Annotated in this window: 4 protein-coding genes; all 4 read left to right on the top strand. The window is 73.6% G+C overall.

Features of this window, described 5'->3' with window-relative positions:
* Positions 1-54: 54 nt before the first annotated feature.
* The 4 genes from ACGFIW_RS28735 to ACGFIW_RS28720 are packed head-to-tail and all read left to right on the top strand — an operon-like array spanning position 55 to position 25,830.
* Positions 55-4,461 carry an amino acid adenylation domain-containing protein gene (locus tag ACGFIW_RS28735; RefSeq protein WP_393322138.1) on the top strand — a complete coding sequence of 1,469 codons (4,407 nt, stop codon included), beginning with the start codon at positions 55-57 and terminating at the stop codon, positions 4,459-4,461.
* Positions 4,458-14,864 carry an amino acid adenylation domain-containing protein gene (locus ACGFIW_RS28730; RefSeq protein WP_393322136.1) on the top strand — a complete coding sequence of 3,469 codons (10,407 nt, stop codon included), beginning with the start codon at positions 4,458-4,460 and terminating at the stop codon, positions 14,862-14,864. Before ACGFIW_RS28735 ends, ACGFIW_RS28730 begins: the two co-directional genes overlap by 4 nt.
* The gene (locus ACGFIW_RS28725) at positions 14,861-25,624 is read left to right on the top strand and encodes an amino acid adenylation domain-containing protein (protein WP_393322133.1); all 10,764 of its coding nucleotides are present in this window, start codon (positions 14,861-14,863) and stop codon (positions 25,622-25,624) included. The genes ACGFIW_RS28730 and ACGFIW_RS28725 overlap by 4 nt, the downstream gene beginning before the upstream one ends.
* Complete coding sequence (locus ACGFIW_RS28720; protein WP_357073336.1) at positions 25,621-25,830, top strand: MbtH family protein; 210 nt, start codon at positions 25,621-25,623, stop codon at positions 25,828-25,830. Before ACGFIW_RS28725 ends, ACGFIW_RS28720 begins: the two co-directional genes overlap by 4 nt.

The following is a 25,830-nucleotide window of genomic DNA, read 5'->3' as shown; positions in this document are numbered from 1 at the left end:
AGGCCAGCCTTACCTTACCGACTTCGACCGCCCCGGCCCTTCAGGAGCGACTGTATGCAGATCATCGGTGGCAGCACCGGCGGCACCGTGGCGGACCGGGAGGCGTTCTCCAGTGGCGGCCCGCTGACCGTCGCCCCGACCACCCTCCCGGACGCGTTCGCGCGGACGGCTCGACGTGACCCCGACGCGGTGGCGGTGGTCTTCGAGGACGTCGAGGTCACCTACGCCGAGTTGGACGCCAGGGCCAACCGGTTGGCGCACCTGCTCGTCGCCCGGGGTCTGGGCCCGGATCGGGTGGCCGGGCTCGCCGTGCCGCGCTCGGTCGACATGATCGTGGCGGAGTTGGCCGTGCTGAAGGCCGGCGGCGCCTACCTTCCACTGGACCCGGCCGACCCGGCCGAGCGGCTCGCCTACCTGGTCGGCGACGCGCGACCCGTCTGCCTGGTCACCACCTCCGAGTCGGCGGACCGGCTGCCGCGGGCCGACGGTGTGCCCCGGCTGCTGCTCGATGCCCCCGAGGTGGTGGCCGAGTTGGCGAACGCGTCGACCGACGACCCCGAACGGCCCGGCCTGCGGGTCGAGCACGCCGCGTACGTCATCTACACCTCGGGCTCGACCGGCCGCCCCAAGGGCGTGCTGCTCACCCACACCGGCGTGGCCAAACTGCTCTCCACCCAGTTCGAGCGGTTCGGGCTCACCCCGGACGTGCGGGTCCTGCACTTCGCCTCGCCGAGCTTCGACGTGGCGTTCTGGGATCTCTGCCTGGCCCTGCTCTCCGGTGGCCGACTGGTCATCGTCCCCGCCGATCGCCGCGTCGCCGGCCCGGCACTCACCGAGTACGCCATCCGGCACCGGACCAACTTCATGATCCTGCCGCCGGCACTGCTGGCCGCACTGCCCCCGGAGTGTGACCTGCCACCGGGCATCCTGTTGGCCGGCACCGAACGGGTGTCGCCGGAACTGGTCGCCCGCTGGGCGCGGGACCGCCGCATGTTCAACGCGTACGGCCCGACGGAGGCCACCGTCAACTCCACGCTGGGCGAGTGTGACCCGGAGCGGATCGACAGCTCCTCGGTCCCGATCGGACGCCCCGACCCGGGCACCGACGCCTACGTGCTCGACGACGCGTTGCGGCAGGTGGAGCCCGGTGTGCCCGGTGAGCTCTACCTCGCCGGTCCGGGCCTGGCCCGCTGCTACGTCAACCGGCCGGACCTGACCGCCGAGCGGTTCCTCGCCGACCCGTACGGCCCACCCGGTGGACGGATGTACCGCACCGGTGACGTGGCGAGCTGGCGGGTGGACGGGCGGCTGGACTTCCTCGGGCGGGTCGACGACCAGGTGAAGGTACGCGGCTACCGCATCGAGCTGGGCGAGATCGAGTCGGTGCTGGCCCGCCACCCGAACGTCGGCCAGGTCACCGTGCTGGCCCGCGAGGACCGCCCGGGTGACGTGCGGCTGGCCGCCTACGTCGTACCGAGCGAGGACGACGCACCGCAGGACCGGGCCGACAGTCAGGTCGCCGAGTGGAAGGAACTGCACGAACTGCTCTACCAGGCCGGCCGGGTCGAGCGCTTCGACGAGAACTTCACCGGCTGGAACAGCAGCTTCGACGGCTCGCCCATTCCGTTGGCGCAGATGCGCGAGTGGCGGGACACCACTGTCGACCGGATCCGGTCGCTGCGGCCCCGGCGCGTCCTGGAGATCGGCGTCGGCAGCGGGTTGCTGCTGTCGCGACTCGCCCCGGAGTGCGAGAGCTACTGGGGACTGGACCTCTCCGAGCAGGCCGTCGCCACGTTGGGTGCCGCGGTGGCGACGATTCCGGGGCTCGCCGACCGGGTCACGCTCCGCGCCCAACCGGCCCACGACCTGACGGGGGTGCCGGCCGGCTGGTTCGACACGGTCGTCATCAACTCGGTGGTGCAGTACTTCCCGAGCGCCGACTACCTCAGCGGCGTGCTGCGCGCGGCGGCCGAGCGACTCGCCCCCGGCGGAGTGATCTTCGTCGGAGACGTCCGTAACCTGCGCCTGCACCGGATGCTGCACGAGGCGATCCAGACCAGCCGTGGTGTGGCCCCCGCCGCGTTGGACGCCGCCGTCGAGGCGGCGGTCCGCGCCGAACGGGAACTGCTGCTCGACCCGGACTACTTCGCCACGCTGCCGAGCGGATCGATCCAGGGCGCCGAGGTGTGGGTCAAGCGGGGCGGCTACGACAACGAGCTGAGCGGCTACCGCTACGACGTGGTGCTGACCACCGCGCCGGTGCCCGCGCCCACACCCGAGACGACGTACGCCTGGGCCGGGCACCTGGACGACGTCCGGAAGCAGTTGAGCGTCGGCCCGCGGCGGCTGCGGGTCACCGCGGTGCCGAACGCGCGCCTGGGCGCGGCGGACGCCCCGTCCGTCGAGGACTTCCACGCACTTGCCGACGCAGCCGGCTACCACGCCGTGGTGACCTGGGACGGCTCCTCGACAGGCGGGGACCTGGACGTCGTCTTCGAACGTGGCAGCGAGCCCCGCCACGCCTACCGTCGGGGCGCGGCGGTCGCACACGCCAACACCCTGACGGCGGTCGCCGATCCGGCGGCGCTGGTGAAGTCGCTGCGTCTGCACGCCGAGACCTGGCTGCCCAGCTACATGGTGCCGACCGGCTTCGTGCTGCTGGACCGGCTGCCGGTGCTGACCAGCGGCAAACTGGACCGGGCCGCGCTGCCGGCACCGGACTACGCCGCGCAGGCCACCGGCACCGCGCCCCGCACCCCACGCGAGCGGGTGCTCTGCGAGCTGTACGCGGACGTCCTGGGCGTCCCCGGGGTCGGCATCGAGGACGACTTCTTCAGCCTCGGCGGGGACAGCATCGTCTCCATCCAGTTCGTGCTGCGCGCCCGCGCGGCCGGGCTGGTCTGCACCTCACGTCAGGTGTTCGAGCTTCGGACGGTGGCCGCGTTGGCCGAGGTCGTCACCGAACTCGACACCGGTGCCCGGGACCGGCCCGACGACGGTGTGGGCGACATCCCGTTCACGCCGATCCTGCGCTGGCTCGACGAGACCGGCGGCGAAATCGACGCGTTCAGCCAGTCGATGGTGCTCGCCACGCCCGCGGGCGCCACCGAGGCCGACCTGACCGCCGTACTGAACGCGCTCACCGACCGGCACGACCTGCTGCGCTCGCGGCTCGTCCGCGCGACCCCCGCGACGCCGGGCCGGCTGCACGTCGCACCGCGCGGCACCGCGCGGCCGTGGCTGCGGCGGGCCGAACCCGGCGCGGTGATCGAGGCCGAGGAGCAGGCCGCCGCCGGCCGGCTCGACCCCGAACGGGGTGTCATGGCCCAGGCCGTCTGGTTCGACGGTGGGCCCTCCGCGCCGGGCCGGCTGCTGCTGGTCATCCACCACAGCGTCGTGGACGGCGTCTCGTGGCGGATCCTGCCGGCCGACCTGGCCACCGCCTGGGAACAGCGGACGGCGGGGCGTACCCCGGTCCTGGAACGCACCGGCACGTCCTTCCGGCGGTGGGCCACCGCACTCACCGAGGCGGCCCGACGGCCGGAACGCACGGCGGAACTGGCGCTGTGGCAGCGCATGCTGACCGGCGCGGACCCCGCGTTGACGCGACGCCCGCTGCGGCCGGTGGACGACCTCGCCACGGTCACCCGGCACACCGTGCGGCTGCCCGCCGCGACCACCGAGCCGCTGATCACCACCGTCGCCGCCGCCTTCCACGCCGGAATCAACGACGTGCTGCTCACCGCGCTCGCCCTGGCGATGATCGACTGGCGGACCCGGCACGGGAAGGGCACCGAGCGTTCGGTGCTCATCGCCCTGGAGGGGCACGGCCGGGAGGAGCAGGTCGTCGCGAACGCCGACCTCACTCCGGCGCTCGGCTGGTTCACCACGGTCTTCCCGGTCCGTCTCGACCCCGGCGACATCGACGTCGCCGAGGCGCTGACCGGTGGACCGAGCGCCGGCACCGCGCTGAAGCGACTCAAGGAGCAACTGCGGGCCATCCCCGACCACGGCATCGGGTACGGGATGCTGCGCTACCTCAACCCGGACACCGAGCCGGAGCTGGCCGCCCGCCCCGCGCCGCAGGTCAGCTTCAACTACCTCGGCCGGTTCACCGCCTCGTCCGGCGACGACGGGAGCTGGCAGCCGGTGGCGGGGCACGGCATTCTGGCCGGCGGCTTCGACCTCGGCATGCCCGTCGCGCCGTACACGTTGGAGATCAACGCGTACGTGCAGGACACCGCGGCCGGCCCGGAACTGGGGGTGACCTGGGCGTACCCGCGTGAGCTGCTGGACGACGCGGCGGTGGCCGACCTGGCCGCCACCTGGTTCGCCGCGCTGGAGGCACTCGTCGTGCACGCCCGCGGCCCGGCCGCCGGCGGGCTCACCCCGTCCGACCTGACGCTGACGCTCAGCCAGGACGAGATCGACGAGTTCGAGGCCGAATGGGAGCTCTCGTGACCGCGACCGCCACCCCCGGGCAGTCCTCCGGGATCGCCGACATCCTGTCGCTGACCCCGCTACAGGAAGGGCTGCTGTTCCACGCGCATCTCGCCGCGGACGGCCCCGACGTCTACACCGGACAGTTGACAGTCGCCCTGGACGGGCCACTGGACGCGGAGCGGCTGCGGGCCGCCGGGCAGGCCCTGCTCGACCGTCGGCCCAACCTGCGAGTGGCGTTCCGCCGCCGCAGGAACGGGCAGTCCGTGGCCGTGGTGCCCCGGCACGTGCCGCTGCCCTGGTCCGCCCTGACCCTGGCCGAGGACGACCTCCCCGGCTTCCTCGACACGGACCTCGCGACCCGGCTCGACCCGGCGACCGCGCCGCTGCTGCGGATGACCCTGATCCGCCTCGCTCCGCACCGGCACCGGCTCGTGCTCACCCACCACCATCTGCTGCTCGACGGTTGGTCGGTGCCGCTGCTGCTGGACGAGCTGATCGCCCTCTACCGGGGCGGCCCCCTGGCCGAGCCCGCCGACTTCCGCGACTACCTCGCCTGGACCGCCGCCCAGGACCGCCCGGCGGCCGAGGCCGCCTGGCGCGCGGCAATGGCCGGGTTGGACGGGCCGACCCTGCTGGCTGGCCGTCCGCCGGCCCACGCGGTCGTTCCGCAGCGCCTCGTGCGTGACCTCCCGGTCGAGGCGACCACCCGGCTCACCGCCCTCGGCCGTGCCCGTGGGCTCACCATGAACACCATCGTCCAGGGCGCCTGGGGCATCGTGGTCGGGGCGCTGACCGGCCGCGACGACGTGGTGGTCGGCGCGACGGTCGCCGGGCGTCCGCCGGACCTCCCCGGCGCCGACACCATGATCGGCCTGTTCATCAACACCATTCCGGTACGCGTCATCCTGGACCCGGCCGCGCCGGTGACGACAGTGCTGCGCCGCCTGCAGGACGGGCAGGTGCGGCTGATGGAGCACCAGCACCTCGGGTTGGCCGAGATCCAGCGGCTGGCCGGGCACGGCGAGTTGTTCGACACCCTGACGGTCTTCGAGAACTACCCCCTGGGCGAGTCGCTGCCCGCGCCGGCAGACGGCGTACGCGTCACGGGCGCGGACGTCCGCGACTGCGCGCACTATCCGCTGACGCTGACCGCGCGGCCCGGCCACCGGCTGCACCTAGATCTGGAGTACCGCGCCGACCTGTTCGACCCCGACGCCGCCGCGACGCTGCTGGACCGGCTGACCCTGGTGCTGAGCCGGATCTGCGACGCCCCGGACGTGCCCCTCGCCGCCGTCGACGTGTTGACCTCGGTGGAACGGGACCGCGTACTGCGGGGCTGGAACGACACCGCCGGGCCGCTGCCCGACACCACCGTCAGCGCCCTGTTCCACGAGCAGGCGGCCCGGACGCCCACCGCCGTCGCTCTCGTCGCGGGCGGACGCGAGTGGACCTTCGCCGAGGTGGAGCGTTGGGCCGCCGGACTGGCCGGGGCGTTGCGCGGGCGCGGCGTCACGCGTACCGATCGGGTGGCGCTCGCGCTGCCACGGGCGCTCACCGTGCCGGCGGTGTTCGGCGTGCTCGACAGCGGCGCGGCGTACCTGCCGCTCGACCTGAACCAACCGACCGACCGGCTCACCGCGATGCTCGACGACGCGGCCCCGGCGGTGCTGGTTGTCGCGGCCGGCGACGACCCGGCCCCGGGGTGGACCGGCCCTCGGCTGGTGGTGGGTTCGGCGGTGCCGGAGGCGGAGCCGTTCGTGGGTACGCCGTCGGCGCAGGACCCCGCGTACGTGATCTTCACGTCGGGGTCGACGGGACGGCCGAAGGGTGTGGTGGTCCCGCACCGGGGCATCGTGAACCTGTTCGCCTCGCATCGCGAGCGGCTGATGGGCGGCCCTCGACGTCGGGTGGCGCACGTGGCGTCGTTCACGTTCGACGGGTCGTGGGAGCCGCTGCTGTGGCTGCTCGACGGGCACACGGTGCACGTCGTCGACTCGGACGTCTACCTCGATGCCGCCGCGCTTGTCGGCCACCTGCGTGCGCAGCGGATCGACGTGTTGGACGTGACGCCCACCTATCTGCGGGAGCTGGTGCCCGCAGGTGTGTTGGACGCGGGCCTGAGCGTGCTGCTCGTCGGCGGCGAGGCGATCGACGAACGGTTGTGGCAGCGGGTGTGCGCGACGCCGGGGTTGACCTGTCACGACCTGTACGGGCCGACCGAAGCGTCCGTGGACGCGTACGGGTGGGAGGGTCCGGACCGGTCGGCGTACCGACTGGCGAACGTGCGGACCTACGTTCTCGACGCCGGGCTGCGGCCGGTGCCGCCGGGGGTGCTCGGTGAGCTGTACGTGGCCGGGGCGGGGTTGGCGCACGGGTACCTGAATCGGGCCGGGTTGACGGCGGATCGGTTCGTGGCCGACCCGTTCGGTGCCGCGGGTGCGCGGATGTACCGCACGGGGGACCTGGCCCGGTTCAACCGCGCCGGGGTGTTGGAGTTCGCCGGCCGCGCGGACGGGCAGGTCAAGGTGCGCGGCTTCCGGATCGAGCTGGGCGAGATCGAGGCCGCCCTCGGCCAGGCCGCCGTCGTGCTCCGGGACGGCCGACTCGTCGCGTACGTGGTTGGGCCTGTTGACCTGGACCGGCTGCGGGCCACGTTGCCGGACTACATGATCCCGTCGGCGTTCGTCGAGGTGGACGCTCTGCCCCGGACGGTGGCCGGAAAACTCGACGTGGCCGCGTTGCCCGCTCCGGACTTCGCCGGGTCGAGTGTGGGTCGGACCGCCCGCAACAGCCGCGAACAACAACTCTGCGACCTGTTCGCCGAGGTGCTGGGCCTGCCGGCGGTGGGCATCGACGACGACTTCTTCGCATTGGGCGGCCACTCGCTGCTGGTCATGCGCCTCGCCGGCCGGGTACGGGCCGTCCTGGGTGTCGAGCTGCCGGTCCGCGCGGTGTTCGACTCACCCACCGTGGCGGGCCTGCTGCCGAGACTTGTCGGGTCGAGCCGCGCACCGCTGGTGGCCGGACCACGCCCGGACCGGGTGCCACTGTCGTACGCCCAACAACGGTTGTGGTTCCTGTACCGGCTGGAGGGGCCGAACCCGACGTACAACATCCCGATCGCCTGGCGGCTGCGCGGCCGCCTGGACCCGGACGCGTTGGTCGCGGCGATCGGCGACGTGGTCGCCCGACACGAAACCCTCCGCACCATCTTCGGCGAGCAGGACGGCGGTGAGCCGTACCAGCGCGTCCTGCCCGTCGCACCGGTTCCGGTGCCGGTGACGGACATCGCCGAGGCGGACCTCCCCGGACGGCTCGCCGAGATCGGGGCGTACGGATTCCGCCTCGACCACGAGCCTCCGCTGCGTGCCCGGCTGTTCCGGATCGCACCGGACGAGCACGTGTTGCTGCTGCTGTTGCACCACATCGCCGGCGACGAGTGGTCGGACGTGCCGCTGCGCCGCGACATCGTGGCCGCGTACACCGCCCGCTGCGCCGGGCTGGTGCCGGCGTTCCCGCCGCTGCCCGTGCAGTACGCCGACTTCGCGCTGTGGCAGCGCGCCGAGTCGGGCGCGCTCGCCGCGCAGGTCGACGGCTGGCGGGAGGCCCTGGCCGGGCTGCCCGACGAGGTGGACCTGCCGGCCGACCGCCCCCGCCCGGCGCAGGCCAGTCACCGGGGCGACGTCGTCGACTTCACGCTGCCCGCCGAGGTGACCGAACGGCTGCGTGCGCTTGCCCGGTCGACCGGGACCTCCATGTTCATGGTGGTGCAGGCGGCGGTGGCGGTGTTGCTGTCCCGGTTGGGCGCGGGCACCGATGTGCCGTTGGGCGCACCCGTGGCGGGACGACCGGACGCCGCGCTGGACGACCTCGTCGGTTTCTTCGTGAACACGCTGGTGCTGCGCACCGACACCTCGGGCGACCCGTCGTTCCGCGAGTTGCTGGCCCGGGTGCGGGAAACCGACCTGGCCGCCTTCGACAGGCAGGACGTGCCGTTCGAGCACCTGGTGGAGGCACTGAACCCGGTCCGGTCGCTGGGCCGGCACCCGCTGTTCCAGACGATGGTCTCCTACCTCGGCGAGGCCGACGCCGCCTGGCACCTCGGGTCGCTGCGCGTCGAGACCGAGCGGGTACGCCAGCACGTCGCCATGTTCGACCTCTCCTTCGACTTCTTCGAGACCCGCGGCGGCGTCCGAGGCGAGTTGGAGTACGCCACCGACAGATACGACAGCTCGTCCGCCCAGACTCTTGTCGAGCGGTTGCAGCGGGTCCTCGCCACCGTCGCCGCCGACCCGTCGACGGTGGTGAGCAGGATCGACGTGCTGGCCCCCGCCGAGCGTTCCCGGCTGCTGGCCGTGCCGGCCGTCACCCCGGTCCCGCCGGGCTCCATCGTGGACCTGTTCGTCGCACAGGCGGCGGCCAGCCCCGAGGCGGTCGCCCTGGTCTCCGGCGGACGTGCCTGGACGTACGCCGAACTGGACGACTGGTCGTCGCGGCTCGCCGGTGCGCTGGCCTCGTACTCCGGGGGCCTCGTCGCGCTGGCCACCTCCCGCCCGCTCACCGTCCCGGTGATCCTGGGCGTGCTCAAGGCGGGTGCGGCGTACCTGCCGCTGGACGCGTACCAGCCGACCGACCGGATCGCGGCGATGCTCGACGATGCGCGGCCGGCGATCCTGGTCAGCACCGGGGACACCGACGTGCCGTGGTCGGGCCCTCGGCTGGTGGTGGGTTCGGCGGTGCCGGAGGCGGTGCCGTTCGTGGCGAGGCCGTCGGCGGAGGACTCCGCGTACGTGATCTTCACGTCGGGGTCGACGGGACGGCCGAAGGGTGTGGTGGTCCCGCACCGGGGCATCGTGAACCTGTTCGCCTCGCATCGAGAGCGACTCATGGGCGGCCCTCGACGTCGGGTCGCGCACGTCGCGTCGTTCACCTTCGACGGGTCCTGGGAGCCGCTGCTCTGGCTGCTCGACGGGCACACCCTGCACGTCCTCGATGACGACGAGTACCGCGACGCGGGTGTTCTCGTGTCGCGGCTGCGTGCGCAGCGGATCGACGTGTTGGACGTGACGCCCACCTATCTGCGGGAGCTGGTAGCGGCCGGGCTGTTGGACGCGGGCCTGAGCGTGCTGCTCGTCGGCGGCGAGGCGATCGACGGGCAGTTGTGGCAGCAGGTGTGCGCGACGCCGGGGTTGACCTGTCACGACCTGTACGGGCCGACCGAGGCGTCCGTGGACGCGTACGGGTGGAAGGGTCCGGAGCGGTCGGCGTACCGGTTGGCGAACGTGCGCACCTACCTGCTCGACGCCGGACTGCGGCCGGTGCCGCCGGGGGTCCTCGGTGAGCTGTACGTCGCCGGAGCCGGGTTGGCGCACGGGTACCTGAATCAACCGGGGCTCACCGCGCAGCGGTTCGTGGCCGACCCGTACGGTCCGGCCGGCAGTCGGATGTATCGCACCGGGGACCTGGCCCGATGGAACCGCGACGGGGTGTTGGAGTTCGCCGGCCGCGCCGACGGGCAGGTCAAGGTCCGCGGTTACCGCATCGAGCTGGGCGAGATCGAGGCCGCCCTCGGCCAGGCCGCTGTGGTGGTGACCGACGGCCGGCTGGTCGCCTACGTGGTCGGGCCTGTCGACCTGGACCGCTTGCGGGCCACGTTGCCGGACTACATGATCCCGTCGGCGTTCGTCGAGGTGGACGCGTTGCCCCGCACCATCGCGGGCAAGCTCGACGTGGCGGCACTTCCCGCCCCGGACTTCTCCACGCTGGTCGGCGGCACGGCCGCCCGCAACAGCCGCGAACAACAACTCTGCGACCTGTTCGCCGAGGTGCTGGGCCTGCCATCGGTGGGCATCGACGACGACTTCTTCGCCCTCGGCGGCCACTCGCTGCTGGTCATGCGCCTCGCCGGCCGGGTACGGGCCGTCCTGGGCGTCGAGCTGCCGGTCCGCGCCGTGTTCGACACACCCACCGTGGCGGGACTGCTGCCGAGACTTGTCGGATCGAACCGCGCACCGCTGGTGGCCGGACCACGCCCGGACCGGGTGCCACTGTCGTACGCGCAGCAACGACTGTGGTTCCTGTACCGGCTGGAGGGGCCGAACCCGACGTACAACATCCCGATCGCGTGGCGGCTGCGCGGCCGCCTGGACCCGGACGCGTTGGTCGCGGCGATCGGCGACGTGGTCGCCCGACACGAAACCCTCCGCACCATCTTCCCGGACGTCGACGGGACTCCCTACCAACACGTGCTCCCACCGGACGCCGTCCCGGTCGCGTTCCACGAGGGCGGCGACGTCGACGCCGCCGCCGGGCACGCGTTCGCGCTCGATCGCGAACCGCCGCTGCGGGTCGACGTGTTCCGGGTGGCACCGGACGAGCACGTGCTGCTCCTGCTGTTGCACCACATCGCCGGCGACGAATGGTCCGACGAGCCGCTGCGCGCCGACCTCACCACGGCGTACGAGGCGCGCCGCGCCGGCCACGCCCCGACGTTCCGACCGCTCCCCGTGCAGTACGCCGACTTCGCCCTCTGGCAACGCGAGCAGTCCGCCGACCTGACCGACCAGGTGCGGGCGTGGCGGGAGGCCCTGGCCGGGCTGCCCGACGAGGTGGACCTGCCGGCCGACCGGCCCCGTCCGGCGGAGGCCAGTCACCGGGGCGACCTCGTCGACTTCGTCCTGCCCGACGCGGTGGCCCGCGACCTCCGACACCTGGCCCGAGCGACGGGCACCAGTCTCTTCATGGTGGTGCAGGCGGCGGTGGCGGTGCTGCTGTCCCGCCTGGGCGCGGGCACCGATGTGCCGTTGGGCGCACCCGTGGCGGGACGACCGGACGCCGCGCTGGACGACCTCGTCGGCTTCTTCGTGAACACGCTGGTGCTACGCACCGACACCTCGGGCGACCCGTCGTTCCGCGAGCTACTGGCCCGGGTGCGGGAAACCGACCTGGCCGCCTTCGACAGGCAGGACGTGCCGTTCGAGCACCTGGTGGAGGCACTGAACCCGGTCCGGTCGCTGGGCCGGCACCCCCTGTTCCAGACGATGGTCTCCTACCTACCCGGCGGGGGCCACACCTGGACGCTCGCCGAGCTGACCGGAGCGCCCGAGCCCGTCGGGCACCGTACGGCGATGTTCGACCTCTCCTTCGACTTCGCCGACGCCCCGGACGGCGGCATCGAGGGAAGCCTCGAATTCGCCACCGACCGGTACGACCGCGCCACGGCGCACACCCTTGTCGAGCGGTTGCAGCGGGTCCTCGCCACGGTCGCCACCGATCCGTCGGCGGTGGTCAGCCGAATCGACGTCCTGAGCCAGGACGAACGGGACCTGCTGCTCGCCGTCGACACCGAGGCGACCACGCCGCCGGGGTCCATCGTGGACCTCTTCGAGACGCAGGCATCGGCCACGCCAGGAGCCGTGGCGCTGGTCTCCGGTGGCCGGTCGTGGACGTTCGCCGAACTGGACACGTGGTCGTCCCGGCTGGCCGGCGTGCTGGCCGGACACGGCGTCGGCCGGGGCCACCTGGTCGCGCTCGCGGTGTCCCGCCCGCTCACCGTCCCGGCGATCCTGGGCGTCCTCCGGGCGGGTGCGGCGTACCTGCCGCTGGACGCGTACCAGCCGACCGACCGGGTCGCCGCGATGCTCGACGACGCGGCGCCGACGTTGGTGCTCAGCACCGGCGACACTCCCCTGCCGCCGGGCCGGGCCCACCTGCTGCTCGACGGGCCCACCCTCGTCGAGGGCCCGATCGGCAGCCCCGACCGCCCCCGGGCGGACGACCCCGCGTACGTGATCTTCACGTCGGGGTCGACGGGACGGCCGAAGGGTGTGGTGGTCCCGCACCGGGGCATCGTGAACCTGTTCGCCTCGCATCGAGAGCGACTCATGGGCGGCCCCCGACGTCGGGTCGCGCACGTCGCGTCGTTCACCTTCGACGGGTCCTGGGAGCCGCTGATCTGGCTGCTCGACGGGCACACCCTGCACGTCCTCGACGACGACGAGTACCGCGACGACGCCGCCCTGGTCGCCTACGTCCGCCGCAACCATGTCGACGTGGTGGACGTGACGCCCACCTATCTGCGGGAGCTGGTAGCGGCCGGGCTGTTGGACGCGGGCCTGAGCGTGCTGCTCGTCGGCGGCGAGGCGATCGACGGGCAGTTGTGGCAACGGGTGTGCGCGACGCCGGGGTTGACCTGTCACGACCTGTACGGGCCGACCGAGACGTCCGTGGACGCCTACGGATGGCACGGCCCGGACCGGGCCGCGTACCGACTGGCCAACGTCCGGACCTACCTGCTCGACGCCGCCCTGCGGCCGGTGCCGCCCGGGGTGCTCGGTGAGCTGTACGTGGCCGGAGCCGGGCTGGCACACGGATACCTGAATCGGGCCGGGTTGACCGCGCAACGGTTCGTGGCCGACCCGTACGGCCCCGCTGGTGCACGGATGTACCGCACGGGGGACCTGGCCCGATGGAACCGCGACGGGGTGCTGGAGTTCGCCGGCCGCGCCGACGGGCAGGTCAAGGTCCGCGGCTACCGCATCGAACTGGGCGAGATCGAGGCCGCCCTCGGCCAGGCCGCCGTGGTCCTCCGCGACGGCCGACTCGTCGCCTACGTCGTGGGTGGGCCCGTCGACCTGGACCGGCTACGGGCCACGTTGCCGGACCACATGATCCCCTCGGCGTTCGTCGAGGTGGACGCGCTGCCCCGGACGGTCGCCGGGAAGCTCGACGTGGCCGCGCTGCCCGCCCCGGACTTCGCCACGCTTGTCGGCGGCACGGCCGCCCGCAACAGCCGCGAACAACAGCTCTGCGACCTGTTCGCCGACGTGCTGGGCCTACCGGCGGTGGGCATCGACGACGACTTCTTCGCCCTGGGCGGCGACAGCATCGTCTCGATCCAACTGGTCAGCCGGGCCCGTGCGGCCGGCCTCGGCATCAGCCCCCGGGACGTGTTCCGGCACAAGACGCCGGCCGGGCTCGCCCAGGCCGTCACCGTCGACACGACGGTGACCGAGGACCCGCGCGAGGCGTACGGGAGCGCGCCGCTCACCCCGGTGATGCGCTGGCTCGCCGAGGTGCACGGCCCGACCACCGGATACAGCCAGTCGATGCTGCTGCACGCCCCGGCCGGGCTCACCGCCGCCGGACTGGCCGAGGTCGTCCAGGCCCTCGTCGACCGCCACGACCTGCTACGCGCCCGGGTGACCGAGGCCGGTGTGCAGATCCCCGAGCCCGGCGCGCCCGTCGACGTCGTGCGGGTGACCTCGTACGACGAGGAGACCCTGCCCGCGATCGCCGCCGCCGCCCGCGACCGGCTCGACCCCGCCCGGGGCGTCATGCTCCAGGCGGTGCTGCTCGAACCCGGGCACGTGCTGCTCGTCGTGCACCACTACGCCGTGGACGGGGTGTCCTGGCGGATCCTGCTGCCCGACCTCGCCGCCGCCTGGGCGGCCCGGCAGGCGGGCACCCCGATCGCCCTCCCGCCCACCGGCACCTCGTTCCGCCGCTGGGCCCGGGAACTGGACAGCCTGTCCCGCCAGGCGCGGACCGTGGGGCAACTGCCGTACTGGACCGAGGTTCTGGCCGGGCCGCGCGCCGCGCTGGGCAGCCGCCCCCTGGACCCGGCCCGCGACCGCACCGGCACCTGCGACGAGATCACCATCGAGCTGCCACCGGAGGAGACCCAGCCGCTGCTCACCACGGTGCCCGCCGGCTTCCACGCCGGCGTCGGCGACGTGCTGCTGACCGGTCTCGCGTTGGCGCTGCGCGACTGGGCCGGTGGTGCCGGCTGGCTGGTCATGCTCGAAGGGCACGGCCGCGAGGAGCACCTGGTGGCCGGCGCCGACCTGTCCCGCACGGTCGGCTGGTTCACCAGCGAGTACCCGGTACGACTCGACCTCGGTGCGGAGCACCCCGGTGACGCCCTGAAGACGATCAAGGAGCGGTTGCGGGCGGCGCCGGACAACGGCGTCGGCTACGGCCTGCTGCGCCATCTCAACCCCGAGACGGCACGTGTGCTCGCCGGGTACGGCCCGCCCCTGATCGGCTTCAACTACCTCGGCCGGTTCGCCGCCGGGAACGCCGACGAGGGCCCGTGGGAACCGGCCGGCGAGGGCTGGGGCGGCGGTGCCGACGACGGCATGCCCGCCGACTACCCGCTGGAGATCAACGCGACCACCGAGGACCACGCCGACGGGCCCCGGCTCACCGCGACCTTCACCTGGCCACGGGACCTGCTCAGCGGAGAGCAGGTCCGTGAGCTGGCCCGCCGCTGGCAGGAGGCGCTGCGAGCGCTCGCCGCCGATCCGGGATCCGGGGGTTACACCCCGTCCGACCTGAGCCTGGTCGAGGTGAGCCAGGCCGACATCGACAGCCTTGAGGCCGAGTTCGCCGACCTCGAGTCCGAGTGGGAGACGCAGTGACCAAGAAAACCGGGCTTGAGGACGTCCTGCCACTGACGCCGTTGCAGGAGGGACTGCTCTTCCACGCGCTCTACGACACCGACGCCCCCGACGTCTACACCGTGTCGACCGCGCTGGACCTGACCGGACCGCTGGACACCGTCCGGCTCCGCGACGCCGGGCAGGCGCTGCTCGACCGGCACGCCAACCTGCGGGCCGGGTTCCGGCGTACGGCAAAGGGCAGCACTGTCGCCGCGATCCCCACCCGGGCGCGGCTGCCCTGGGCCGAGCACGACCTCAGCGGCCTGCCCGAGGCCGAACGCACCGCCGAACTCGACCGGCTCGCCGCCGCCGACCGGCGAGAACGCTTCGACATGGCCCGGCCGCCGCTGCTGCGGATGACGCTGACCCGGCTCGGGAACGCGGCACACCGCCTCACCATCACGCACCACCACATCCTGCTCGACGGCTGGTCCGCGCCGCTGCTCGTGCGGGAACTGCTCGACCTGTACGCCGCGCCCGGATCGTTGCCGCCGGTCACCCCGTACAAGGCGTATCTGGCGTGGCTGGCCCGCTGGGACCGGGACGCGGCCACCGCCGCCTGGCGGGACGCGCTCGCCGGGCTGGACGAACCGACCCGGATGGCACCCGCCGGCACCACACCCGAGCCGGTCGTCCCCGGCTCGGTGGAGACGGCGCTGCCCGCCGAGCTGAGCGGCCGGCTCAGCGACCTCGCGCGTACCCTCGGCGTCACCGTCAACACGGTGGTGCAGGCGGCCTGGGGTCTGCTGCTGGCCCGGCTCACCGGCCGCGACGACGTGGTCTTCGGCGCCACCGTCTCCGGACGGCCACCGCAGTTGCCAGGTGTCGAGTCGATGATCGGCCTGTTCATCAACACCGTGCCGGTGCGGGTCCGGCTCGACCCGGCCGAGCCGGCCCACGACCTGCTCGTGCGCCTCCAGGACGAGCAGGCCGCGCTGATGGAGCACCAGTACCTCGGGCTGGCCGACATCCAACGGCTGGCCGGGCACGGCGAACTGTTCGACACCCTCACCGTCTTCGAGAGCTATCCCGACAGTCCGGACGCCGCCGAGCCGGTGCCCGGGTTGCGGGTCACCGAGGCGCAGGACGACGACGCCACCCACTACCCGCTGGTGCTTGTCGCCGAGCCGGGCCCGCGGATCAACCTGGAGATCCGGCACCGCGCCGACGTGTTCGACGCCGACGCCGCCGGCACCATCCTCGACCGGCTGGTCCGCGTCGTCACCGCGCTGGCCGCCGACCCGGCCGCCCCGGTCGGCCGGATCGACATCCTCGACCCGGCCGAGCGCGCAACAGTCCTCACCGAGTGGAACGGCAGCACGGACGGCATCGTCGCCACCACCTTCCCCCGGCAGTTCGCCGACATGGTCGCCGCGTACCCGGAGAACATCGCCGTGATCTGCGAGGACGAGCAGGTCAGCTACGCCGAGTTGGCCGTGCGTTCGGACCGTCTGGCCCGGGCGCTGGCCGCCCGTGGGGTCGGCCCCGGCCAGGTCGTCGCGGTGGCACTCCCCCGCTCCGTGGACCTGGTCACCGCGCTCGTCGGCGTGCTGCGCTCCGGTGCCGCCTACCTCGCGCTCGACCTGGACTACCCGGCCGACCGGCTGCGCTACATGCTGGAGGATGCCGCGCCGGCCTGCGTCGTCACCCGCGCCGAGTTGGCCGACGCGCTGCCCGGCGACCGTCCGGTGGTGGACGTGGCCGCGTCCGGCCCGGACGTGACGCCTGTCGCGCCCGACGTCGCGGACGCCGCGTACGTCATCTACACGTCCGGGTCGACCGGGCGGCCCAAGGGCGTCGTCGTCACCCACGAGGGCGTCGCGAAGCTGCTCGCCACCCAGCGGCTCAGGCTCGGTGTCACGCAGGCCAGTCGGGTGCTGCTCTTCGCGTCGCCCAGCTTCGACCTCGCCTACTGGGAGCTGTGCCAGGCGCTGCTGTCCGGTGGTGCGCTCGTGGTGGTCCCGGCCGAACTGCGCGTCCCCGGCGCGCCGCTCGTCGACTACCTCACCAAGCACGAGGTCACCCAACTGGCCCTGCCGCCGTCGGTGCTCAGTGCGCTGCCCGCCGACTGCCGGCTGCCGCTGGGGGTGTCCATGCTCGTCGGCACCGAGGAGGTGCCCGCCCGGCTGGCCGAGCGGTTCGCCGCCGGCCGGCGCATGTTCAACGCGTACGGGCCCACCGAGACGAGTGTCAACGCGACCCTGTGGGAGTGCGCACCGGTCTCCACCGGCACCGTGCCGATCGGCTACCCGGATCCCGGGCAGTTGGCGTACGTGCTGGACAGCGGCCTGAACCCGGTCCCGCCAGGTGTCGTCGGCGAGCTGTACCTGGGCGGTCTCGGCCTGGCCCGCGGCTACCACAACCGGCCCGGCCTGACCGCCGAGCGCTTCCTGCCCGACCCGTTCGCCGCGCCCGGTGCCCGGATGTACCGCACCGGCGACCTGGTGCGCTGGTCCCCGGACGGGGCGCTGGAGTTCGTCGGCCGCGTCGACCACCAGGTCAAGATTCGCGGGTTCCGGGTGGAACTCGGCGAGATCGAGGCTGTCGTCGCCCGCCAGGAGGGCGTCCGGCAGGCCGCAGTGGTGCTGCGGACCGACGGTGGCGTCAGGCGGATCGTCGCGTACGTCGTCGGTAGCACCGATCTCGGCCGGTTGCGGGCGGGCGTGGCCGCCACGCTGCCCGACTACATGGTCCCCGGCGCGTTCGTCGCCCTGGACGCGCTGCCGGTGTCGGTCAACGGCAAGCTGGACCGGGCCGCCCTGCCCGCCCCGGAGTTCACCGCCGACAACGGGCGTACGCCCCGGACGCCCCGCGAGAAGCTGCTCTGCGACGTCTTCGCCGAGGTGCTGGGGGTGCCGGCGGTCGGCATCGACGACGACTTCTTCGCCCTCGGCGGGGACAGCATCATGTCGATGCAGTTGGTCGGCCGGGCCCGGGTCGCCGGCCTGGTGATCTCCCCGCGTCAGGTGTTCCTCCAGCGCACCCCGGCCCGGCTGGTGGCCGTCGCCGGCACCGTGACCGGCACCGACGCGGTCGCGCCGAGCCTGTCCCTGGTCACCCTCACCGAGGCCGACCGGCGCGAGCTGGCCGGCCTCGGCGTCGACGTCCGTGAGGTGTTGCCGCTCTCGCCGTTGCAGACCGGCCTGCTGTTCCACAGCCTGCTCGACGACGCCGGCCCGGACGTCTACACCGTCCGCATGGTGGTCGACCTGACCGGGCCGATCGACGCCACCCGCCTGCGGGCGGCCGGTCAGGCGCTGCTCGACCGGCAGCCCAGCCTGCGCGCCTCGTTCCACCACCTCGGGTCCGGCACGGCGGTCAGCGTCGTCCCGGCCACCGTGGCCGTGCCGTGGACCGAGGTCGACCTGTCCGAGGTGGACGTTGACGCGAGGGAGGCGGCCTGGCAGCGGCTCCTCGCCGAGCAGGGCCACCGTTTCGACCCGAGCGTCGCACCGTTGCTGCGCCTGGCCCTGGTGCGTACCGGCCCGGACTCGCACCGGCTCGTGCTCACCCACCACCACCTGCTGCTCGACGGCTGGTCCCGGGGACCGCTGCTGGCCGAGTTGTCCGCCCTGTACCGCGACGGCGACACCGCGCCGGTGACCGGCCGGCCGTTCCGGGACTACCTCGCCTGGCTGGCCGGGCAGGACCGGCGGACCGCCGAGAACGCCTGGGCCGCCGCGCTCGGCGGCCTGGCCGAACCCACACGTGTCGCGCCCGCCGACGGACGCCGTGCCGCGCTGGCTCCCGAGGTGGCCGAGATGGAGTTGCCCGCGGACCGGACGGCGGCGTTGACCGCGAACGCCCGCGCCCGTGGTCTGACCGTGAACACCATCGTGCAGGCCGCCTGGGCGCTACTGTTGGCCCGGCTCACCGGCCGCGACGACGTGGTCTTCGGCGCCACCGTCTCCGGGCGGCCACCGCAGTTGCCAGGTGTCGAGTCGATGATCGGCCTGTTCATCAACACCGTGCCGGTGCGGGTGCGCATCGACCCGGCCGAGCCCGCCCACGCGCTGCTCGACCGGATCCAGGACGAGCAGTCCGCGCTGATGGAGCACCAGTACCTCAGCCTCACCGACATCCAGCGCGTCGCCGGGCACGGCGAGTTGTTCGACACCCTGCTGGTCTTCGAGAACTACCCGGACGGCGACGCCGACGACGGCTTGCCGGTCACCGGCACCGACGGGCACGACGCCACCCACTACCCGCTGACGCTCATCGCCGAGCCCGGCCCGACCCTGCACCTCGCCGTCGAGTACCGGCCCGACCTGTTCGACGCCGCGTACGCCACCCGGCTCGCCACGGCACTTGTCACGGTCGTGGACGAACTGGTCACCGGGTTGGACGCCCCGGTCGGTCGGGTCGGCCTGCTCGACCGGGCTGGGCGCGCGACGCTCCGGACCGCCGGGACCGGAGAGGTTCGCGAACTGCCCGCGGCGACCCTGCCGGAGCTGGTGGCCGCACAGGTCGCGGCGACCCCCGACGCGGTGGCGCTGGTCGATCCGGACGGTGTCGAGATCACCTACCGTGAGCTGGACGCGCGCACCGAGCGGCTGGCCCGGGTGCTCGCCTCCGCCGGCGCCGGACCGGAGACCGTCGTCGCCCTGGCCCTTCCGCGTTCGGTCGAGCTGGTCGTGGCGATCCTCGCGGCCGGGCGGGCCGGCACCGCGTACCTGCCGCTCGACCTGGACCACCCGGACGCCCGGCTGGCGGCGATGCTCACCGACGCGCGGCCCGTCGCGGTGCTCGCCGTCGGCGGCACCGCGTCGCGCGTCGCCGGGCTGCCGCACGCGGACGCACCCATCGTGCTGGACGGACCGCTCGACGACCCGGACGTGCGGCTGCGCCCACCCGGTCCCCGGCACCCGGCGTACGTCATCTACACCTCCGGCTCCACCGGCATGCCCAAGGGTGTCGAGATCGAGCACGCCGGCATCGTCAACCGGCTGCGCTGGATGCAGCACGAGTACGGCCTCACCGTGGGCGACCGGGTGTTGCAGAAGACCCCGGCCGGCTTCGACGTCTCGGTCTGGGAGTTCTTCTGGCCGCTGAGCACCGGGGCCACCCTGGTCGTCGCCCGGCCGGACGGCCACCGCGACCCGGTCTACCTCGCCGAGGTGATCCAGCGGGAACGGATCAGCACCGTGCACTTCGTCCCGTCGATGCTCGCCGCGTTCCTCGCCGAGCCGAGCGCCGTCGGCTGCACCACGCTGCGCCGCGTCCTGTGCAGCGGCGAGGCGCTGCCCAGCGTCCTCGCCGACAGGTGCCGGGACGTGCTGCCCGGTGCCGCCCTGCACAACCTGTACGGCCCGACCGAGGCGTCGGTGGACGTGACGGCGTGGCCCGCCGAGCGCGGCACCGGCACCGGCACCGTCCCGATCGGTGCGCCGGTGTGGAACACCCGGGTGAGCGTGCTCGACGCCGGGCTGCACCCCGTGCCGGTCGGGGTGCCGGGTGAGCTCTACCTCGCCGGCGTGCAGTTGGCCCGCGGTTACCGGGGCCGGCCCGACCTGACCGCCGACCGATTCGTCGCCGACCCGTACGGCCCGCCCGGCACCCGCATGTACCGCACCGGCGACCAGGTGCGCTGGAGCGCGCCCGGGGTGCTCGAGTTCCTCGGCCGGGGCGACGGCCAGGTGAAGATCCGTGGGCTGCGTGTCGAGCTGGGCGAGATCGAGGCCGCGCTTACCGCACAACCCGACGTGGGTTCGGCGGTGGTGCTGCTGCGCGAGGACCGGCCGGGTGTCGCGCACCTGGTCGCGTACCTCACCGTGGCCGGCACCCTGGACGAGGCCGCGTTGCGCGCCCGGCTCGCGGCGCTGCTGCCCGCGCACCTGGTGCCGTCCGCCTTCGTCGTCCTCGACGCGTTGCCGGTCTCGGTCAACGGCAAACTGGACCGGGCCGCCCTGCCCGCCCCCGACCTCGCCGCCGCGGGCACCGGCACGGCCGCGCGCAACCACCGCGAACAGGTGCTCGTCGACCTGTTCGCGCAGGTGCTGGCGGTGCCCACGGTGGGCGTCGAGGATGACTTCTTCAGCCTCGGCGGCGACAGCATCATCTCGATCCAGTTGGTCGGCCGGGCCCGCGCCGCCGGTCTGTCGCTCACCCTGCGGCAGGTGTTCCACCTGCGGACGCCTGCCGCGCTGGCCGCCGCCGCCGGGTCGGCGTTCACCGCCGCCAGCGACAGCGGCGCGCTCGTCACGCTCACCGACGCCGAGACCGCCGAGATCGCCGGGCGGGGCCTGGACGTGGCCGAGGTGCTGCCGCTCTCCCCGTTGCAGACCGGGCTGCTCTTCCACGCCGCGTTCGACGCCGACGGCCTCGACCTCTACACCGTGCAGATGGTCTTCGACCTGCCCGGCACCGTCGACCCGGCCCGGCTGCGCGCCGCCGGGCAGGCACTCGTGCAGCGGCACGCCAACCTGCGGACGTCGTTCCACCAGCTCGACTCCGGCCGACCGGTCGCCGTGGTGCACCGTGGCGTCACGCTGCCCTGGGCCGAGGCGGATCTGTCCGATCTGGAGGCCGCACGGCAGGAGGAGGCGTGGCAGCGCTGCCTCGCCGAGGAGGGCCGCCGATTCGATCCGGCGGTCGCCCCGCTGCTGCGGATGATGCTGGTGCGCACCGGCGACGCGTACCGGCTGATCCTCACCCACCAGCACATGCTGCTCGACGGCTGGTCCCGAGGGCCGCTGCTGGACCAGCTCGCCGAGTTGTACGAGGGCGCCGACGGCGGCACCGCCGCGCCGCCGTACCGCGACTTCCTCGCCTGGCTGGCCGGGCAGGACCGGTCCGCCGCCGAGCAGGCGTGGCGTACGGCGCTGGCCGGGGTCACCGACACCACCCGGCTCGCCCCGGCCGACCCCCACCGCGAACCGGCGGTGCCCGAGCTGGCCGAGCGGGAGCTGACCGAGGCCGTGACCGCGCGCCTGACCGGCCTGGCCCGCTCCCGGGGGCTGACGCTGAACACGCTGGTCCAGGCCGCCTGGAGCATCGTGCTGGGCCGTCTCACCGGCCGGGACGACGTGGTCTTCGGCACCACCGTCTCCGGGCGGCCGGCGCAGTTGCCGGGTGTCGAGTCGATGATCGGGCTATTCATCAACACCGTGCCGGTGCGGGTGCGCCTCGACCCGGCCGAGCCGGTGGCGGGGCTGCTGGCCCGGCTCCAGGACGAGCAGTCGGCGCTGCTCGACCACCAGTATCTCGGGCTGGCCGACATCCAGCGCCTCGCCGGGGTCGGGGAGCTGTTCGACACACTGCTGATCGTCGAGAACTACCCGGAGCGTACCGACGACGGGTCGGAGACCCTGCTCGCCGCCGTCGACGCGGGCGGGCGCGACGCCACCCACTACCCGCTCACCTGGGTCGTCGACCCGGGGCAGCGGCTGCGGGTGGGCCTGGAGTACCGTCCCGACCTGTTCACCCCACCGGTCGCCCGGCGACTCGTCGGCGCGCTCACCGCCGTCCTGACCGCGTTCACCACCGATGCGGACCGCGCGGTGGGCCGCCTGGACCTGGTGGCGGACGAGGACCGCACCGGCTGGACCCCGCCGCCGCCCGCCAGCGACGACGACCCGACGGTGGCGGTCCTGTTCGAACGGCAGGTGGCCGAGTCACCGGACGCGCCCGCCGTCGTCTGCGGCGCGGTCCGCCTGACGTTCGCCGACCTCAACGACCGCGCCAACCGGCTGGCCCGGCTGCTGGCCACCCGTGGGGTCGGCGCCGAGGACGTGGTGGCCCTCGCCCTGCCACGCACCGCCGACGCGATCACCGCGATCCTCGCGGTGCTCAAGTGCGGTGCCGCCTACCTGCCGCTGGACCCGTCCTACCCGTCGGCGCGGGTCGCCGCGATGCTCGCCGACGCGCGGCCCGTCGTGCTGGTCACCGCCGCCGGGGTCGGTGTCACCGCGGACGGGCTCGACCGCGTCCTGGTCGACGACCCGACGTTGGCCACGCTCGCCGGGCACGACCTGACCGACGACGACCGGGTACGCCCGGCCCGCCCCCAACACCCGGCGTACGTCATCTACACCTCCGGCTCCACCGGACGCCCGAAGGGCGTTGTGGTGACCCACCGCAACCTGGTCAACCTGTTCCGGAGTCACCGCGCGCAGTTGCACCTGCCCGCCCGCGCCGCCACCGGCCGCCGCCACCTGCGGGTCGGGCACGCCTGGTCGTTCGCGTTCGACGCCTCCTGGCAGCCGCAGCTGTGGCTGCTCGACGGGCACGCCCTGCACATCGTCACCGAGGAGCTGCGACGCGACCCGGAGCAGCTCGCCGAACTGATCCGGGCCGAGGGGATCGACTTCATCGAGCTGACCCCCTCGCACTTCGCGCAGCTCGCCGACGCCGGCCTGATCCGCGACGGGCGCTGCCCCCTCGCCGTGGTCGGTGTCGGCGGCGAGGCGGTGCCGCCCGCGCTCTGGCAGCGTCTCGGCGCGCTGCCCGGCACCGAGGCGTTCAACCTGTACGGCCCGACCGAGGCGACAGTCGACGCTCTCGCCGCCCGGATCGGCGACACCGCGTCCCCGGTGATCGGCCGGGCCGTCGCGGGTGCCCGCGCGTACGTGCTGGACCGGGCCCTGCGGCACACCCCGACCGGCGTGGCCGGTGAGCTGTACGTCGCCGGGGCGGGCCTGGCACGTGGCTACCTGGGCCGGCCCGACCAGACCGCCGAGCGTTTCGTCGCCGACCCGTACGGAGCGCCGGGCGAGCGGATGTACCGCACCGGCGACCTGGTGCGGTGGACCGAGGACGGTCGGGTGGAGTATCTCGGCCGGGTCGACGAACAGGTGAAGATCCGCGGCTTCCGCGTGGAGCTGGGCGAGATCGAGTCGGTGCTCACCGCGCAGCCCGGCGTCACCGAGGCCGTGGTGATCGCCCGGGAGGACCGCCCCGGCGTACGCCTCCTCGCCGGCTACGTGGTCGGTGCCGACGGCCTGGACCTGGCCGCGCTGCGCGCCGCGGTCGCCACCGAACTACCCGACTACATGGTGCCGTCCGCGCTGGTCCGCCTCGACCGGCTGCCGACCCTGGCCAACGGCAAGCTGAACCGGGCCGCGCTGCCCGCGCCCGACCTCGGCACGGGCGGCGCCGGCCGGGCGCCCCGCACCGACCGGGAACGCGTCCTGGCCGAGGTCGTCGCGTCAGTGTTGGGTCTGCCCTCGGTGGATGTCGAGGCCGACTTCTTCGCGTTGGGCGGTGACAGCATCGTCGCGATGCAGCTCGTCGGTCGGGCCCGTGCGGCCGGCCTACGGCTCACCCCGCGGCAGGTCTTCGCGCAGCGTACGGTCGCCGGGTTGGCCCTGGTCGCGACCGCGTCCGACCGGGCCGACGGCCGGGTCGGCGACGGGGTCGGCTCGTTCCCGCTGACCCCGGTGATGCGCTGGCTGCGCGAGGTGGACGGCCCGATCGACGGCTTCAACCAGTCCGCGGTCGTGCAGGTCCCGGCGGGTCTCGGTTGGGAGCCGCTGCTGGCCGCGTTGCAGGCCGTCGCCGACCGGCACGACCTGCTGCGGGCCCGCCTCGACCGCACCGGCGACTGGTCGGTGACCGTGCCGCCGCCGGGCTCGTCGCGCGCCGCCGACTGGACGGTACGCGTCGACGTGAGCGGCCTCGACGACCGTGGCCTGTGGGACGCGGTCGTCGAGCAGGCGACAGTCGCGCAGGCCGGGCTCGACCCGGACAACGGGGCGATGATCCGGGCCGCCTGGTTGGACGCCGGCCCGCACCGGCCGGGCCGCCTGCTGCTGCTGGTCCACCACCTGGTCGTGGACGGTGTCTCGTGGCGGGTGCTGCTGCCCGAGATCGGCGCCGCCTGGCGGGACGCGGTCGCCGGCCGCACACCGCTCACCGCCGCGACCGGCACGTCGTTCCGCCGCTGGGCGACGGGCCTCGCCGAACGCGCGGTGGACCCGGCCCGGGTGGCGGAGCTGCCGAGGTGGGAGCGGATCGTGCGGCGGGGTGACCCGTTGCCGGTACGCCGCCCGCTCGACGCCGCGATCGACGTGGCCGGCACCCTGCGCGACATCACCCTGACCCTGCCCACCGACGTCACCGAGGCCCTGCTGACCCGCGTGCCGGCCGGGCTCGGTGCCGGTGTCAACGATGTCCTGCTCGGCGCGTTGGGGGTGGCCGTCACCCGGTGGCGGGCCGCGCAGGGCGGCACGGGCGACGCGGTGCTCGTCGCGCTGGAGGGCCACGGGAGGGAGGAGCACCTGGTGGACGGGGCCGACCTGTCCGGCACGGTCGGCTGGTTCACCAACATCTTCCCGGTCTGCCTGGACACCGCCGGCATCGACGTGTCGGCCGGCGGTGCGGCGGTGGCCGAGGCGGTGGTACGGGTCCGCGAGCACCTGGCCGAGTTGCCCGACAACGGCATGGGCTACGGCCTGCTGCGCTACCTCAACCCGGCGACCGCGCCGACCCTGGCCGCACTGCCGCATCCGCCGATCCAGTTCAACTACATGGGACGGTTCGACTTCCCGGAGGCCGCCGACTGGGAGTTCGCCCCCGAGGCGGAGGCCGCCGAGAACGGCGCCGACGACGCCATGCCCGAGACGTACGAACTGGTGCTGAACGCCCAGACCGAGGACCGCGCGACCGGCCCGCAGCTGGTCGCCACCTGGAGCTGGCCGGACGGCGTGTTCCCCGAAGGCTCGGTGGACGATCTCGCCCACCTCTGGTTCGACGCCCTGCACACCCTGGTAACGCACACCCGCACGAGGAGTATCCGATGAGTACGAACCCGTTCGACAACGCCGACGGCACGTTCCTGGTGCTTGTCAACGACGAGAACCAGCACAGCCTCTGGCCGGTCTTCGCCGAGGTGCCGGCCGGCTGGCGGACCGTGCACGGCCCGGCCGGTCGACAGGACTGCGTCGACTACGTCAACGCGAACTGGACCGACATGCGCCCGCAGAGCCTGATCGACGCCGACCGCTGA

The sequence above is a fragment of the Micromonospora sp. NPDC048935 genome (assembly GCF_043197875.1).
In the GTDB taxonomy this organism is placed as follows: domain Bacteria; phylum Actinomycetota; class Actinomycetes; order Mycobacteriales; family Micromonosporaceae; genus Micromonospora.
Note: the sequence above shows the minus strand (reverse complement) of the source record. Positions and strands in the feature narration are given on the sequence as shown.

Excerpts from the sequence above, each read along its gene's own strand:
- ACGFIW_RS28735 (WP_393322138.1), top strand. The coding sequence starts at position 55 with ATGCAGATCATCGGTGGCAGCACCGGCGGCACCGTGGCGGACCGGGAG.
- ACGFIW_RS28720 (WP_357073336.1), top strand. The coding sequence starts at position 25,621 with ATGAGTACGAACCCGTTCGACAACGCCGACGGCACGTTCCTGGTGCTT.